The following is a 14,992-nucleotide window of genomic DNA, read 5'->3' as shown; positions in this document are numbered from 1 at the left end:
CCGCCGGCGGTCTCGCCGTCAGCCGGTCGATCGAGCATTTTACCGGCGGCAGGCGGCTCGACGACCTGATCGACCTGCTCGATCGCCGCCGCGGCCTGGTGCTGTCGTCGGGCACGACGGTGCCGGGACGTTATGAGAGTTTCGACCTCGGTTTCGCGGATCCGCCGCTCAGGATCGAAACCACGGGTCTGAATTTTTCCATTGAGGCCACCAATGCCCGCGGCGAGGTGCTGATCGCCTTCCTGAGCGAGGCTCTGAGCGAACCCTGTGCCGTGGTCACCGAAAGCACCGCGCTCCGCATCGCCGGCCACATCCTGCGCGGCGATGCGCCGGTGGAGGAGGATCAGCGCACCCGGCGCGCCAGCGTGATGTCGCTGGTGCGCGCGCTGGTGGCGGCGTTCGCATCGGACGCCGATCCCATGCTCGGCCTCTATGGAGCGTTCGCCTACGACCTCGTGTTCCAGATGGAAGATCTGGTGCAGAAGCGCGCGCGCGAGGCCGACCAGCGCGACATCGTGCTGTTCGTCCCGGATCGCCTGCTGGCCTACGACCGCGCCACCGGCCGCGGCGTCGTGCTGTCCTACGATTTCGCGTGGAAGGGCCGTTCGACCGCGGGCCTTCCGCACGACACGCCCGATAGCGTCTATGCCAGGTCGGGGCGGCAGGGTTTCACCGATCACGCCCCCGGCGAGTATCAGGCCACGGTGGAAACGGCGCGCGCCGCGTTCGCGCGCGGCGACCTGTTCGAGGCGGTGCCCGGGCAGCTGTTCGCGGAGCCCTGCGAGCGCTCGCCGGCCGAAGTGTTCCAACGGCTGTGCCGGATCAATCCGTCGCCCTATGGCGGTCTCGTCAATCTCGGCGACGGCGAATTCCTGGTTTCCGCTTCGCCGGAAATGTTCGTGCGCAGCGACGGCCGCCGGATCGAGACCTGCCCGATCTCCGGCACCATCGCGCGCGGCGCCGATGCGATCGGCGACGCCGAGCAGATCCGCGAATTGCTCAACTCGGAGAAGGACGAGTTCGAGCTCAACATGTGCACCGACGTCGATCGCAACGACAAGGCGCGCATCTGCATGCCGGGAACGATCAAGGTGCTGGCGCGGCGTCAGATCGAGACCTACTCGAAGCTGTTTCACACCGTCGACCACGTCGAGGGCATCTTGCGGCCCGGCTTCGATGCGCTCGATGCATTCCTCACCCACGCCTGGGCGGTGACGGTGACCGGCGCGCCGAAAAAGTGGGCGATGCAGTTCGTCGAGGACAACGAACGCTCGGCGCGGCGCTGGTACGCCGGCGCGTTCGGCCTCGTCGGGTTCGACGGCTCGATCAACACCGGCCTGACCATCCGCACCATCCGCATGAAGGACGGGCTCGCGGAGGTGCGCGTCGGCGCGACCTGCCTGTTCGATAGCAAGGCCGAGCTTGAGGACCGCGAATGCCAGACCAAGGCGGCCGCGCTGTTCCAGGCGCTGCGCGGCGACGCGCCGAAGCCGCTCTCGGCGGTGGCGCCCGACGCGACCGGCTCCGGCAAGCGCGTGCTGCTGATCGATCACGACGACAGCTTCGTGCACATGCTGGCGGATTATTTCCGTCAGGTCGGCGCGCGCGTCACGGTGGTGCGCTATGTCCACGCGCAGGATATGCTGAACACGCGGAACTACGACCTGCTGGTGCTGTCGCCCGGTCCCGGCCGGCCCGAGGATTTCGGCATGGCCAAAACCATCGGCACCGCGCTGGAGAAGAAACTGCCGGTGTTCGGCGTCTGCCTCGGCGTGCAGGGAATCGGCGAGTATTTCGGCGGCCGGCTCGGCCAGCTCTCGCAGCCGGCGCACGGCCGCCCGTCGCGCGTGCAGAATCGCGGCGGACGCTTGATGCGCAATCTGCCGAACGAGATCGTGATCGGCCGCTATCATTCGCTGTATGTCGAGCGCGAGGGCATGCCCGACGTGCTGGAGGTGACCGCGACGACGGACGACGGTGTGCCGATGGCGATCGAGCACAGGACGTTGCCGGTCGGCGGCGTGCAGTTTCATCCCGAATCGCTGATGTCGCTCGGCGGCGAGGTCGGCCTGCGGATCGTGGAGAATGCCTTCCGGCTGGCTTTGTCTCCTTCCCCCTTTGCGGGGAAGGATCGGGGAGAGGGAGCGTGAAATTCGTTTCTAACCCGAACGCTATCAGGATAAACAAGCCGTCATTCCGGGGCGCGAGCATCTTGCGAGCGAGCCCGGAATCCATAACCACCGCTGGGCGTATGGATTCCGGGCCTGCGCGTGAAGAACGCGCACCCCGGAATGACGACGATAGTTTGAGTTGAAAGAAATTCGATGACCTTCGAAGACGATCTGCAGGCTTCCGTCCGCACGATTCCGGATTATCCGAAGCCGGGGATCATGTTCCGCGACATCACCACGCTGCTCGGCGACGCTCGCGCGTTTCGTCGCGCGGTCGATCAGCTCGTGCATCCCTGGGCCGGCTCGAAGATCGACAAGGTCGCGGGCATCGAGGCGCGCGGCTTCATCCTCGGCGGCGCTGTGGCGCATCAGGTCTCCGCGGGCTTCGTGCCGATCCGCAAGAAGGGCAAGCTGCCGCACCAGACCGTGCGGATGGCCTACGCGCTCGAATACGGCACCGATGAAATGGAAATGCACGTCGACGCCATCGCTAGGGACGAGCGCGTCATTCTGGTCGACGACCTGATCGCCACCGGCGGCACGGCGGAGGGCGCGGTGAAGCTGCTGCGCCAGATCGGCGCCAATGTGGTCGCGGCCTGCTTCATCATCGACCTGCCGGACCTCGGCGGCGCCGCCAAGCTGCGCGCGATGGACGTTCCGGTTCGGACGCTGATGTCGTTCGGCGGGCATTGAGCTGGAAAAGCCGGTTATTATTCCGGAGCGTCACTCCCGCTGCTGCGCCAGTCGCTGCTCGATCTCGCGGAAACTGAAATAGTTGCTGCGGATCCACTGATGCAGCTCGGTGGACGTATCCTTCTCGGTTCGCAGGTAGTTGGTGAAGGAAAAGGTGAGCCGTTCGATGTAGCTCTTCAGAAACGCCGGAAGCACCGCGATGCGTATTACCCGGCTGTGCATGAAAGTCTCGGGCAGGTCTCCGCGCAGGACGTATTCATTGTCGACCGTGACGAGCGCGCCGGGCGGCAGCATTGCCCGCACGGTGTGATAGCCGCGCGTGGAGACACGATCGCTGTCGGCCACGAACAGGACGACCGGTGCCACGTTGCTCCGGGCGGCTTCCTTGATGAAGCCGATTTCCGCAATCATCCCGAAGAATTCATCGAATGCGTGGTAACCGAGGTCGATCACCTTGGCGAGGCCGTCATCCACGATCAGCCGGTCCATCAGCGCCATCTTGCCGTAGGTGTCGTCGATCTCCGCGGTCTCGGTGAGTCGCGGCAGGTAGTCGACCAGCGACGGCTCCCTCAGGTTGACGTCGAACGCGAGAACGTCGCCCCGCTGCAGGCGCAGAAACTCGCTGAGTTGCCGCGCGATCAGCGTCTTGCCGATCTGCGGGCGTGGCGAGCAAATGATGTAGACAGGCGTGCGAGGCATGACTGACTTATCGGAGAGAGGATCCCGATCCAGCAGGATGTCGAAAAACTCTCCATCGTCGTTCTTAGCGCGGTTCTTAGCGCGCGCTTGTGCGTCCGAAGTCGGCGCTATGGGCGCGAGCGCATGGCGGCCGTCGCCTGGCTCGCTTCAAACGATCGGTTACTTCGCAGAGGCGCGGCTGCCTTTCTCCTTCGAGGTGACGATGTCGGTGAGCTTGATGCGGTCGAATTCGCCCCAGACATTCGCGAGCCAGTGGCGGACGTAGCCGCGCAGGACGAACGAATAGTTTGCGGACTCGTTCTTCTGTCCCTTGTTAGCCACGAATTTGAGGAAGGGCACCGAGGATACCTCGACCTGCTCGTAGGCCATCTCGTTGAGCTTCGGAATGGTGATCTCGGTCGCGTCTTTTATTTTGCGGAAGTAGCTGTTGTAGGTCGCCTGGTCCCACTCGAAGAAGTTCGTGTTGTTGATGAAATTCTTCACGAGGAAATATTTCGCGCCGGACATGAAGTTCGCGGTCTCCGCGATCTCGTCGAGCGAGGCGATCGAGGGGCCGAGGATATGGAACACCGCGAAGGTGATCTGCCCGGACTTCGCCGCGTCGAGGAACCCGATGTCGCGAAGCGACGCCAGCGCGGGCGACATCAGTCCGGCGCGGACATCGATCACGGTGACGCTGGCCTTGGCCGTGTTCAGCGTGTCGAAGATCTTCATCTGGTCCGCGGTCGTCGTCATGTCGACGATCTCGGTGATGTCAGGGTGAAAGCGCTTCAGCGTGCCGCGTGGCGATTCGGTGTCGAACGCCCGGGTGGGCACGTTGTTGGCGTTGAAATAATCGAGCACGGTGCGCGAAACCGTGGTCTTGCCGACCCCGCCCTTGTCCGCGCCCACCACAATCACTGCTGGCTTGGCCATGAGACCCCTTTGAGCAAGCTGAAAGCCGAGAACCGCGCCAGGTCGCGCGGACGGCATGTCCCCGATGTTTGCTTGGGGCGCGACCATGGCAGAAACGAGGGAGAATTCAATTCGATATATTAAATCTGGCGAAATTCGTCGTGGCGGCGGGAAATCATCGTCTCTCGCGCAACTTTGCAAGCCTGAATCGACTTCGAAAACGGCCAGGATCAGGAATGATCGCCCCACGGCCCGGGAGCAGGGGGCGTCGCAGGCGCCCGCGGCGCGGGTTCGCTCCACGGCCCTGGCGGCAGTTCCTGCTTGCCGGCCGGATCGGTCGCATCGCGCTCCTGAAGATGAGGAATCGGACCGGGATCGTGGCCGCCGGCATATGTCACCAGCGCACGCACCCGCGTCTCGATCGACGGATGGGTGGCGAACAGGTCCGCGAAGCCTTCGCGCGGGTTGTCGACGCACATCTCCATCACCGCGGAGGTCGCGCCCGGCAGTTCGCCGCGGTTCTCGATCTTGCGCAGCGCCGAAATCATGGCGTCGGGGTCCTTGGTCAACTCGACCGAGCCGGCATCGGCCATGAGTTCCCGGGAACGCGACAACGCCAGCCGCACCACCTGCGAGAGGAACCAGGCCAGCGCGATCAGGGCCACGGCGACGATCAGGGCGACAATGGCGCCGCCGCCCTTGTTATCGCTATTGCTGCCGGATGATGAGGACGAGCGGGATGAGCGCCAGCTTCCGCCGCCGATCCGCATTCCGCTGTCGAAGAAGATGCGGAAGAACAGTTCAGCGAGGAAGCTGACCCCGCCGGCGATGATGACTGCGACCACCATCAACTGCACGTCGCCGTTGCGGATGTGAGTCAGTTCGTGACCCAACACCGCCTCCATCTCCCGGTCGTTGAGTTCCTTCATCAGGCCGGTGGTGACGGTGATGGCGTATTGGCGGCGGTTCAGGCCGGTGGCGAAGGCGTTGACCGCGTCGCTGTCCATCACCTTCAGTTTGGGCATCGGGATGCCGCGCGAGATACACAGATTTTCCAAAAGGTTGTAGAGCCGCGGCTGTTCCTTGCGGCTGACATCGCGGCCGCCGGTGACCGCGTCGATCATCGACTGATGGAAGAGATAGGCGATGACGATCCATAGCGCCGAACCCGCCGTTGCCCATGGAAACGCGGCGATCAGGTCATGCCAGGCCCGGGTGAAATAGAACGCCGCGGCGTGGTCCGCGCCGCGCTTGACGACTTCGGCGATCAGCGCGCCTGAGAACACCATCACGTAAATCAGGACGAACAGGCCGGCGAGCAAAAACATCGAACGGATCTTGTTCGATGCGATGTGGGTGTAGAGACCGTAAGCTGCCATGGCGTGTTCGCCTAGAAGTCGTCATTCCGGGGTACGCCCGGCGACGAATGCCTCACGTTCGCGCCGATCGCGTGAACCCGGAATCCAGAGCTTTGCGATCGGCACTGGATTCCGGGTTCGTCGCGTCGCGACGCCCCGGAATGACGCTGATAAACGAGCATCGCTTCCGAACTCCGCGGAATCGTGATCAGAACTTCACCTGCGGCGTCTGCTCCACCGTGGCGCGGCTGGCGCCGAGGTCGAAGAACTCCTTGCGGGTGAAACCGAATGTCCCGGCGAACAGCGCCGCCGGCATCTGCTGAATGCCGGTGTTGTATTCCTGGACCGCGTTGTTGAAAAAGCGACGGCTGGCCGCGATCTTGTTTTCGAGGTCGGACAGTTCGCTGGCGAGCTGCTGGAAGTTGGCGTTGGCCTTGAGGTCGGGATAGGCTTCCGACAGTGCGATCAGGCGACCAAGCGCGCCGCTCAACTGGTTCTCGGCGGCGCCGACCTGCGCGGGACCCTGCGCCGACATCGCTACGTTGCGCGCCTTGATGACATCGTCCAGCGTTCCGCGTTCGTGCGCGGCATAGCCTTTCACGGTTTCGACGAGGTTCGGAACCAGATCGTGACGCTGCTTGAGCTGCACGTCGATGTCGGCGAAGGCCTGGCCGACGCGCTGGCTGAGCGCGACCAACCGGTTATAGGCGACAAGCGCGAACAGGGCGATGGCGACAACGATGCCGAGAATAATCCAGCCGGACGACATGGTTAGGCTCCTGAATAAGACGGGCGAAGGCGGCTACCGTAGACGAAATTACGCACGAACAGCAGGAACCGCCGGGAAGGGCACCCTTTGGTGTGGAAAATCCTTAGAAAAGTTCAAGTTGTCGCGTACTTTGTTCTGTGGAAGCATGAATTTGCAGGAATTTTGATGTGGCTGATCAGAATGGCGAGGGAATGATCGCGAACGAACGCTCTTTCGGTGCAGAGACGGCCGGTGCCGTCGATCGGCACGCCGCCACGCCGCGGATGATGCGCTATGTGTTTCTGGTGCTGGGTATCGGGTTCGTCGCGCTCGGTTTTATCGGCGCGTTCCTGCCGGTGCTGCCGACGACGCCGTTCCTGATCCTGGCCGCGGCCTGTTTCGCGCGTTCCTCGCCCCGGCTGGAAAACTGGTTGTTGCAGCATCCGCTATTTGGTCCGTTGTTGCGCGGCTGGCGCGAGCGCGGCGCGATCCCGGTAAAAGCCAAACTGATGGCGCTGGGCGGCATGGCGATCGGTTTTGCCGGATTCTGGTTCGGCAGCCATCCGGGGCCGTGGCTCACGGCGGCGGTGGCGCTCATCATGCTCACCGGGCTGACTTACGTTTTCACGCGGCCGTCATAGCCTCGGAAGCTACGGCTCGGTCGGGACGACGGTGTCGCCCCAACTGATCCTGCGCATGCGCGCATAGGCGGCCTTGTCGCGACGGGGAATTGTCACGACGTCGGCGCACCCGTCCCTTTGGCACAGTTTGATCCGCATCCCGGCCTTGGTGACCAGTGGCGGCGCCAGCACCCGCGGCCGACGTTGCAAGGCTGGCGTTCGGGTCAGCGCGACGTAGCTGAATTTCTCATCCTCGAAAGGAAGCTCCGCGCTCTTGATCTGCTTGTGCGCGCGCGACCGCGGCAGCCGCTGCACGAAGTGGCACCAGTCCGACGTATTTTTCTGTTTTGATGCGATGTCTTCAGGCGAGGCGGGGCTCGCTTCGCTTGTAAACGCCATGAGCGGACATTCGCGGTCGTGCGGACAGGGCGCGACGACATGCGCGCCTTGCCCGATCAAGCGGCGGCGCAGATCGATGATGCGTCGGTAGCCGGCGGGCGTGCCGGGTTCGACGGCCAGCAGCGTATCGCTGGTTGCCGCCCATGTCAGATCGGCGAATGCGGCTTGCCGCTCGGCATTCATTTCGCCGATGACATAACTCGCGACGACGAGATCGGCGCTCACGGACTTCTCGCGGAGTCCGGTCAACGCATCGCTTTGCATATAGTCGAGACGGCGCAGCCGCGACTCATCGGCGGCAAGATCGAGTGCAAGCGACCGCAGCGCGGGATTGGCGTCGATCGCCGAGAACGCGTCGAGGGATTCGAACGCCTGCGCCGCCGCCCATGTCGCGGTGCCCGGCCCTGAGCCGAGATCGAGCAGGCTGACCGGCGTGAATTGCGGACGGATCTCGCGGAGCGCGTTGAAGCAGGCGACGACGGCCGCATAGGTTGCCGGCATCCGCGCCAGCGCGTAGGCGAGTGCATCGGGCTCGTTCCGGATCGCATTCGAGCCGCCGCCGCTGCGATAAGTTTGCGAGATCGCCGCGGCGCGAACCGCAGCGTCGCTGCGGGAAAGGCCCTGCGCCTTTTGGTCGAGCGCGGCGCGCAGCGCGGCGGGAAGGGCAGGCGGGGTCATGTTGGGTGGATGCCGGATGCGATAAAATAAACACGTCATGCCCGGCCTTGTGCCGGGCATCCACGTCTTCATTTCAAGGGTGATGGCCACAAGTCAAGACGTGGATGGCCGGGACAAGCCCGGCCATGACGAGAAAATAACTGCGCGTCTGTGCGTGGAGAATCTGACGTCACGCCACGTTCTGGTCGAGAATCTTCACCGCGTTTTCAAGGTCGACCGACACCAGTTGCGAGACGCCGCGCTCGGCCATGGTCACGCCGAACAGCCGGTTCATCCGCGCCATGGTGATCGGATTGTGCGTGATGATGATGAAGCGCGTCTCGGTGGACGATGTCATCTCGTGCAGGAGGTTGCAGAAGCGTTCGACGTTGTGGTCGTCGAGCGGTGCGTCGACTTCGTCCAGCACGCAGATCGGCGAGGGGTTGGTGAGGAACACCGCGAAGATCAGCGCCAGCGCCGTCAGTGCCTGTTCGCCGCCCGAGAGCAGCGACAGCGTCTGCGGTTTCTTGCCCGGCGGCTTGGCGATGATCTCAAGGCCGGCTTCCAGCGGATCGTCGCTCTCGATCAGGTGAAGCGCCGCCTCGCCGCCGCCGAACAGCTCGGTGAACAGCCGCTTGAAATGGGTGTTGACGGTTTCGAACGAGGTCAGAAGCCGCTCGCGCGCCTCGCGGTTGAGGCTCTGGATGCCGGTGCGCAGCTTCTTGATCGCTTCGACGAGGTCGTCGCGCTCGGTGGCGAGCGAGGTGTGCTGGGTTTCGACCTCGCGCAGCTCCTCCTCGGCGCGCAGGTTGACGGCGCCGAGGCGATCGCGGTCGCGGCGCAGCTTTTCCAGCTCCGCCTCGATCTCCGGCAGCGGCGGCAGGTCGACGCCGTCCTGCACCTCGGCCAGCGACGCCACCGCGCCGGGCTCGACCTCGAGCATGTCGCGGATTTCCCGTTCGGTATCCTCCAGACGACGCTTGCTGCCGTCCATGCGTTCCTCGGCGCGGGCGGCGGCTTCGCGCGCGCTCGACAGCGCCTCCAGCGAGATTCTCGCGGCGCGATCGGTTTCCGCCATCGCGGTTTCGGCGGCGGCGAGCGCATCGGCTGCGTCGCGCCGATCCTTCTCGGCGTGCTCGATCTCGCTGATGACGGCGCTGCGCTTTTCCGCGAACAGCGCCGGCGCGTTGTCGAGCTCGGCGTGCTCCGCCTTCACCTCGGTGACGCGCGCTTCGATGGTCGCGATCTGCGAGGCCGCACTCTGCTTGCGGGTCTGCCATTCGTTACGTTCGGCCGATATCGCCTGCAGGCGGCGGTCCGCAAGCTCGGCTTCGCGCGCCAGCGCCTGCGCTTCCGCGCGCACCTGCGCCGCAAGCCGGCGATGGCCATCGATCTCGGTCCGCACCTCGCCGAGCTTCGTTTCGGTGTCGAGGCTCGGCGGCAACTCGCCAAGCGCGGCGGTCGCGGCTTCATGGGCGGCGGCGACTTCCGTGCGGTCGCTGGTCAGGCGGTTGTGGGCTTCGGCCAGCGCGGAGCGGCGCGCCGCGTGGCGGTTGATCTCGCGCTCGGCGCTGGCATGACGTTCGCGCGCGGCGTCGGCCTCGCGCTGCGCCGTGCGCCAGGCGTTGCGCGCCTCGCTCTCGGCCGAGGCGGCTGCGGTGACGGCCTGACCGGCGGCGGCGACCGCCTGCTGGGCCGCCTCCAGCGCCTGCCGCCGCTCGGCCACTTCCGCGCGCGCGCGCTCGATCTCGCTCTCGATATCGGCAAGACGCGCGCGCTCGGCGAGGCGGCGCGCCGCGCCGGTCGGGGCGTGGGCCGCGGTCACGAAGCCGTCCCAGCGCCAGACGTCGCCTTCCAGCGATACCAGCCGCTGGCCGGTCTTGAGATGTGCGACCAATTCCGCGCCGCGCTCTTTGGCGACGACTCCGATCTGGGCCAGACGCCGCGCCAGTTCGGGCGGCGCGTGCACGTGGGTGGCAAGAGTTTCGACGCCCTCGGGCAACGCCGGGTCTTCGGCCGTCACGCTCGCACCGGTCCAGCGCATCGGCGCGGACTGGTCCACCGGTGCGTCGAGGTCGTCGCCAAGCACGGCGCCGATCGCCTTCTCGTAGCCCTTGTCGACGCTGATGCCGTCGATGATCGGCGGCCACAGGTTCTTGCTTTCGCCGTTGAGGATCTTGGCGATGGTCTTGGCTTCGGTCTCGAGCCGCTGCGCTCGCTTGTCGGCCTCCTGCAACGGTCCGCGCGCCGCTTCGACGCCGGAGCGGGCGGCGTCGAGCTGCCCTCGCGCTGCGGCATGTTCGGTCTCGCGCTCGCGGCTCAGACTTTCCGATTGCGCAAGCGCCTGCTGCGCGCCTTCGATCGCTGCGCTCAGCGCATCGAGATCGCCGAAACCGCTGGTCTGCCGCGCCAGCGCTTCGGTCTCGCGCTGCACGTCCACGATCTGCTGATCGATGCGCGCGAGACGGTCGCGGTGGGTCCGCACGTTCGTTTCAAGCTGGTTGCGCCGGGCAGTGAGGTCGGCCAGCGCGCGGGTCAATTCCGCGAACGTGGCCTCTGTCGCGGCAAGCGTCGCTTCCGCCTCTGCCGCCCGCTCGTCGACGCCGCTGCGGGTCTCGACGCGCGACTTGATCTCCTCCTTCAACTCGGCGTCCTCGGCGTCGAGCCGCCGCAAGGCGTCATCGGCATCGGAGGATTGCCGCTGCTCGCGCTCGATGTCGGATGCAAGCTGCGTCAGCCGGCGATCGAGCTCGGCGGCGCGCTCCTTCGCGCGCTCCTCCTCGCGGTCGAGCGCCTCGCGCGCACTGGTGAGGCGCTGCAGTCCGGCGGCGGCGCGGGCTTCCGCCTCGCGCAGCGACGGCAATTCGGATGCGCGTTCCGCCTGGAGGCGGGCGGCTTCGGCTTGCTCGCGGGTACGTTCGGCCAGCTCGCGGACATTCAGATCGTGAACCCTGGCGGCTTCCGTCACCTCCGCCTGGGCGTCCAGCCAGCGCAGGTGGAACAGCATCGCCTCGGCCTTGCGCACCTTCGCCGCGACGTCGCGATAGCGGATCGCCTGCCGCGCCTGCTTCTTGAGGCCGTCCATCTGGCCGGAGAGCTGGCCGATCACGTCCTCGACGCGGGTGAGATTGGTTTCGGCGGCCTTCAGCCGCAATTCAGCCTCGTGGCGTCGCGCATGCAGGCCGGCGACGCCGGCGGCGTCCTCCAGGACACGGCGGCGCTGCTCGGGCTTGGCCTGGATGATCTCGCCGATCTTGCCCTGGTGGACCAGCGCCGGCGAGCGCGCGCCGGTGGCGGCGTCGGCGAACAGGATCTGCACGTCGCGGGCGCGAACGTCGCGGCCGTTGATGCGATAGACCGAGCCGGCCTCGCGCTCGATCCGGCGTGAAATCTCCAGCGTCTCGGAATCGTTGACGGCCGCAGGCGCGGAGCGATCGGCATTGTCGATCGTCATCACCACTTCAGCGTGGTTGCGCGCCGGGCGGTTGCCGGAGCCTGCGAAGATCACCGCGTCCATGTCGGCGGCGCGCAGCGACTTGTATGACGTCTCGCCCATCGCCCAGCGCAGCGCTTCGACCAGGTTGGACTTGCCGCAGCCGTTCGGTCCGACCACGCCGGTGAGACCCGGCTCGATCACGAAATCGGTGGGTTCGACGAACGACTTGAATCCGTGAAGGCGAAGGCGCGTGAGTTTCATGGGCACTCTGCTGTGCTGGCAAAACGCGAATCAGCCCGCAGTTACAATACCATATGTCGTATTGCCGGCAGCCCTGAGTCGCGCCTCGCGAGGCTCGACAATGACGAGAGCGCCGCGTCTGGGCAACCGCGGGAGCAGGCTTTTCCAGAGGCTTTTGCGGCAGTTAGAGCGTTTTCGAGCGACGTGGATCGTTCGCCTGAAGAAAACGCGTCGAATCAAATTACAGAGTCCGCTTCTGATCCATCAGACGCGGAAAAACTCTAGGTGGAACTCGTGCGCGCTCTGCCGAATGCGCCTTGCGCCGCGCAGCTCAGCCCTTCAACAGCGGGTCGATCTTCTTCTTGAATTCCTCGAACGAGGTCTCGCCCTTCACCATGTCGCCATTGATGAAGAACGTCGGCGTCGAATTCACCTTCAAGACCTCGTTGGCGTACTTCTGGTCGGCCGCGATCTTGTCGAGCAGGGCCTGATCCTTGAGGCAGGTTTCGACCTCCTGACCGCTCAGGCCGGCCTGCTTGCCGATCTGCTTGAGCGATTCCGTGGTCTTCGATCCGGTCCATACATCCTGCGACTTGAACAGCGTGTCGATGACGGCGAAGTATTTTCCCGCGTCGTCCTTGGCGATGCAGCGGGCCAGCATCGAGCCGGCCGCCGCCTTGATGTCGAGGGGGAATTCGCGGAACACGTAGCGGACCTTGTTGGTGTCGATGTATTCCGTCTTGATCTTCGGGAAGACGTTTTCCGCAAAGCGCGCGCAGTGCGGGCAGGTCATCGAGGCATATTCGGTGATGGTGACGGCGGCGGTCTTGGGGCCGAGCGCCATGTCCGGCAGCGAGACCGGCTTGGCGACGTCGGCGGCGGTGGCGCTCTGGGCCATGGCCTCGCCGATCAGGCGCCAGGGCGAGAGACCTGCGAAGGCGGCGAGTCCGCCCAGCGAGAGAGCGGCGGTGAAGGCGCGGCGCGTGATGATCAACGGTTTGCTCCCGAAACGGCGCAAGCGCGCCTGCAAAGACATTTGTTCGCTAGTGGAGTGGATTTGACATTCGCTGCCGACCTCGCCGCGAATGCGTGAAGCGAATGTCAAATCCTATACTCCACTAGTAATCTATGGCTGCTAGTGGTCCTTAGATTCAAACATTCGCAAAGGTGCTTGCTGAAACGGAACGCGAATGTTTGAATCGGACCACTAGCTTGAAACGACAATTGTGGCAATGGCGCGCTGTCGGAAGCCTGATCCATGGTCGCGTCAATTTCGCTTGATCGAGGCGCCGAGCCGCGCCAGCGCCGCGCGCAGACCGTCGTCTTCGATCGATGACAGCGTCCCGGCGACACTGGCGACCTCCGCCTCGTCCGGCGGTCGGGCGGCCTTTCGCCGGGTCTTGCGCGACAGCGGCGCCTGCCGCAAGGCGAGCCGGCCGACCGCGTTCCAGCCGAGGAAGCGATTCACCCGTTGCAGGATGACGTCGGAGGCGTGCTGGATTTCCAGCGCCGCCGGGCCTTCGACCCGCAGCACAAGCGTCGCCGGTCGCTCGGGCTGTCCTTCGACGGGGCGAGGCCACTGGATTTTCATCGGTTCGGAATGCACGGCAATCTCGGGTCCGGCGATCTCCGCCCAGCGCGTCACCAGTTCGCGCGTTGCAAATCCCTGCCGCGCATAAGCGTCGGAGAAGACATCGCCGAGCAGCGCGGACAACGGCTTGGCCGAAATCGGACCGGGCTTGGACATCCGCGCTTTATAGCATGTCGCTATCTCGTTTGGGACACGATTGACGTTTGGGGCGCGCTCGACGTTATGCTGCCATCCACGTCTTTTGCGGCAACTCGCGAAAAAAGACGTGAAAAAGACGTGGATGCCCGGCACGAGGCCGCGCATGACGTGGAGAACTTGATTTCCATCGACGAGAATGGCGCGATGGCACGGGCGGCAACGGCGATACGAAACGCGCACAAGATGCGAGACGGAGACGGCAACCGCCCGGTGTTGCTGCTTGCCTGGTACGACCGGAACCGCCGCCGCCTGCCATGGCGTGCGCTGCCGGGCGAGGCCGCAGACCCTTATCGGGTCTGGCTGTCGGAGATCATGCTGCAGCAGACCACGGTGAAGGCGGTTGGCCCGTATTTCGAAAAGTTCCTGGCGCGATGGCCGGACATTGATGCGATGGCGAACGCGTCGCTCGACGATGTCTTACGGATGTGGGCGGGGCTCGGCTATTACTCGCGCGCGCGCAATCTCCATGCCTGCGCCGTGGCGGTGCGGCGCGATCACGGCGGCTCGTTCCCCGATACAGAGGAAGGCTTGCGCGTGCTGCCGGGAATCGGCCCCTACACGGCGGCGGCGATTGCCGCGATCGCGTTCGGCCGCCGCATCATGCCGGTCGACGGCAACATCGAACGCGTGGTGTCGCGACTGTTCGCGATGGAGGAGCCGCTGCCGAAGGCGAAGCCGCGCATCCGGGAGCTTGCGGCGACGCTGCTCGGATCCTCGCGGTCAGGCGATTCCGCGCAGGCGCTGATGGATCTCGGCGCTACCGTCTGCACGCCGAAGAAGCCGGCCTGTGCGCTGTGCCCGTTCAGCGATGAATGCGCGGCCCGGCTGCGCGGCGATCAGGAGACGTTTCCGCGCAAGGCGAAGAAGAAGGCGGGCGAGTTGCGGCGCGGTGCGGCTTTCGTGGTGAGGCGCGGCGATGAATTGCTGGTCCGCACGCGGCCGGCGAAAGGCTTGCTCGGCGGCATGACGGAAGTGCCGACATCGGACTGGCTCGCCGCGCAGGAGGATGCGGACGCGCGGAAGCAGGCGCCGTCAATCGGCGGCGCGCGCTGGCGGCGCAAGACCGGCACGGTCATGCATGTCTTCACGCATTTTCCGTTGGAACTGGCAGTCTATACCGCGACCGCCGCCGCGCGCACGCGCGCGCCCGAGGGCATGCGCTGGACGCCGATCGCAACGCTGAAGGATGAAGCCTTGCCGAACCTGATGCGCAAGGTCATCGCGCACGGGTTGGACGAAAAAATCTAGCACTGTTGTGATAGAGCGAGGCAAGAACGATCGTCCCCGC

At 65.1% G+C, this 14,992-nt stretch carries 12 protein-coding genes; 4 read left to right on the top strand and 8 right to left on the bottom strand.

The features are described from left to right. On the top strand, positions 1-2,150 hold a 2,150-nt coding region (locus BGN91_RS17135), incomplete at its 5' end, for an anthranilate synthase component I (protein ID WP_292615211.1). 174 nt (positions 2,151-2,324) lie between these two features. Then, entirely contained in the window at positions 2,325-2,864 is a 540-nt protein-coding gene (locus BGN91_RS17130) for an adenine phosphoribosyltransferase (protein ID WP_292615209.1), read from the top strand. Positions 2,865-2,894: 30 nt separating this feature from the next. Here the strand turns inward: BGN91_RS17130 and BGN91_RS17125 are convergent, their stop codons facing one another. From BGN91_RS17125 to BGN91_RS17110, 4 genes are all read right to left on the bottom strand, one after another. Next, positions 2,895-3,563: a hypothetical protein gene (locus tag BGN91_RS17125; RefSeq protein ID WP_292615207.1), complete on the bottom strand. Its 669-nt coding sequence runs from the start codon at positions 3,561-3,563 to the stop codon at positions 2,895-2,897. A gap of 159 nt (positions 3,564-3,722) precedes the next feature. Then, on the bottom strand, positions 3,723-4,478 hold the full coding sequence (locus BGN91_RS17120) for a hypothetical protein (protein WP_292615206.1): 756 nt from the start codon (positions 4,476-4,478) through the stop codon (positions 3,723-3,725). 209 nt (positions 4,479-4,687) lie between these two features. Beyond that, positions 4,688-5,836 (bottom strand): M48 family metallopeptidase, encoded by a 1,149-nt coding sequence (locus tag BGN91_RS17115; RefSeq protein ID WP_292615205.1) that lies wholly within the window; start codon positions 5,834-5,836, stop codon positions 4,688-4,690. Positions 5,837-6,023: 187 nt separating this feature from the next. Then, positions 6,024-6,584, bottom strand: a complete 561-nt coding sequence (locus BGN91_RS17110) for a LemA family protein (protein WP_292615204.1) — start codon at positions 6,582-6,584, stop codon at positions 6,024-6,026. Between the two features lie 266 nt (positions 6,585-6,850). On the opposite strand from BGN91_RS17110, the gene BGN91_RS17105 reads away from it, so the two are divergent. Next, positions 6,851-7,204 (top strand): YbaN family protein, encoded by a 354-nt coding sequence (locus BGN91_RS17105; protein WP_292615214.1) that lies wholly within the window; start codon positions 6,851-6,853, stop codon positions 7,202-7,204. A gap of 9 nt (positions 7,205-7,213) precedes the next feature. Here BGN91_RS17105 and BGN91_RS17100 read toward each other — a convergent pair whose 3' ends face one another. From BGN91_RS17100 to BGN91_RS17085, 4 genes are all read right to left on the bottom strand, one after another. Next, on the bottom strand, positions 7,214-8,260 hold the full coding sequence (locus tag BGN91_RS17100) for a small ribosomal subunit Rsm22 family protein (RefSeq protein ID WP_292615202.1): 1,047 nt from the start codon (positions 8,258-8,260) through the stop codon (positions 7,214-7,216). A gap of 169 nt (positions 8,261-8,429) precedes the next feature. After that, a complete protein-coding gene (gene smc / locus BGN91_RS17095) occupies positions 8,430-11,936 on the bottom strand; it encodes a chromosome segregation protein SMC (protein WP_292615200.1) in 3,507 nt (1,168 codons plus the stop codon). 310 nt (positions 11,937-12,246) lie between these two features. Then, positions 12,247-12,909 carry a DsbA family protein gene (locus BGN91_RS17090; RefSeq protein ID WP_292615198.1) on the bottom strand — a complete coding sequence of 221 codons (663 nt, stop codon included), beginning with the start codon at positions 12,907-12,909 and terminating at the stop codon, positions 12,247-12,249. Positions 12,910-13,182: 273 nt separating this feature from the next. Further along, the gene (locus BGN91_RS17085) at positions 13,183-13,662 is read right to left on the bottom strand and encodes a DciA family protein (RefSeq protein WP_292615197.1); all 480 of its coding nucleotides are present in this window, start codon (positions 13,660-13,662) and stop codon (positions 13,183-13,185) included. Positions 13,663-13,887: 225 nt separating this feature from the next. Here BGN91_RS17085 and mutY point away from each other — a divergent pair, with 225 nt between their 5' ends. Then, complete coding sequence (gene mutY / locus BGN91_RS17080) at positions 13,888-14,952, top strand: A/G-specific adenine glycosylase (RefSeq protein ID WP_292615213.1); 1,065 nt, start codon at positions 13,888-13,890, stop codon at positions 14,950-14,952. Positions 14,953-14,992 lie beyond the last annotated feature (40 nt).

Source organism: Nitrobacter sp. 62-13 (assembly GCF_001896955.1).
GTDB lineage: Bacteria > Pseudomonadota > Alphaproteobacteria > Rhizobiales > Xanthobacteraceae > Nitrobacter.
The sequence above is the reverse complement of the archived record's forward strand: the minus strand, read 5'-3'. Positions and strand labels throughout refer to the sequence as shown.

Bases quoted from the DNA above. Each gene is read 5' to 3' on its own strand.
- BGN91_RS17130 (WP_292615209.1), top strand. From the start codon at position 2,325: ATGACCTTCGAAGACGATCTGCAGGCTTCCGTCCGCACGATTCCGGAT.
- BGN91_RS17125 (WP_292615207.1), bottom strand. From the start codon at position 3,563: ATGCCTCGCACGCCTGTCTACATCATTTGCTCGCCACGCCCGCAGATC.
- BGN91_RS17120 (WP_292615206.1), bottom strand. From the start codon at position 4,478: ATGGCCAAGCCAGCAGTGATTGTGGTGGGCGCGGACAAGGGCGGGGTC.
- BGN91_RS17115 (WP_292615205.1), bottom strand. From the start codon at position 5,836: ATGGCAGCTTACGGTCTCTACACCCACATCGCATCGAACAAGATCCGT.
- BGN91_RS17110 (WP_292615204.1), bottom strand. From the start codon at position 6,584: ATGTCGTCCGGCTGGATTATTCTCGGCATCGTTGTCGCCATCGCCCTG.
- BGN91_RS17105 (WP_292615214.1), top strand. From the start codon at position 6,851: ATGCGCTATGTGTTTCTGGTGCTGGGTATCGGGTTCGTCGCGCTCGGT.
- BGN91_RS17100 (WP_292615202.1), bottom strand. From the start codon at position 8,260: ATGACCCCGCCTGCCCTTCCCGCCGCGCTGCGCGCCGCGCTCGACCAA.
- smc (WP_292615200.1), bottom strand. From the start codon at position 11,936: ATGAAACTCACGCGCCTTCGCCTTCACGGATTCAAGTCGTTCGTCGAA.
- BGN91_RS17085 (WP_292615197.1), bottom strand. From the start codon at position 13,662: ATGTCCAAGCCCGGTCCGATTTCGGCCAAGCCGTTGTCCGCGCTGCTC.
- mutY (WP_292615213.1), top strand. From the start codon at position 13,888: ATGCGAGACGGAGACGGCAACCGCCCGGTGTTGCTGCTTGCCTGGTAC.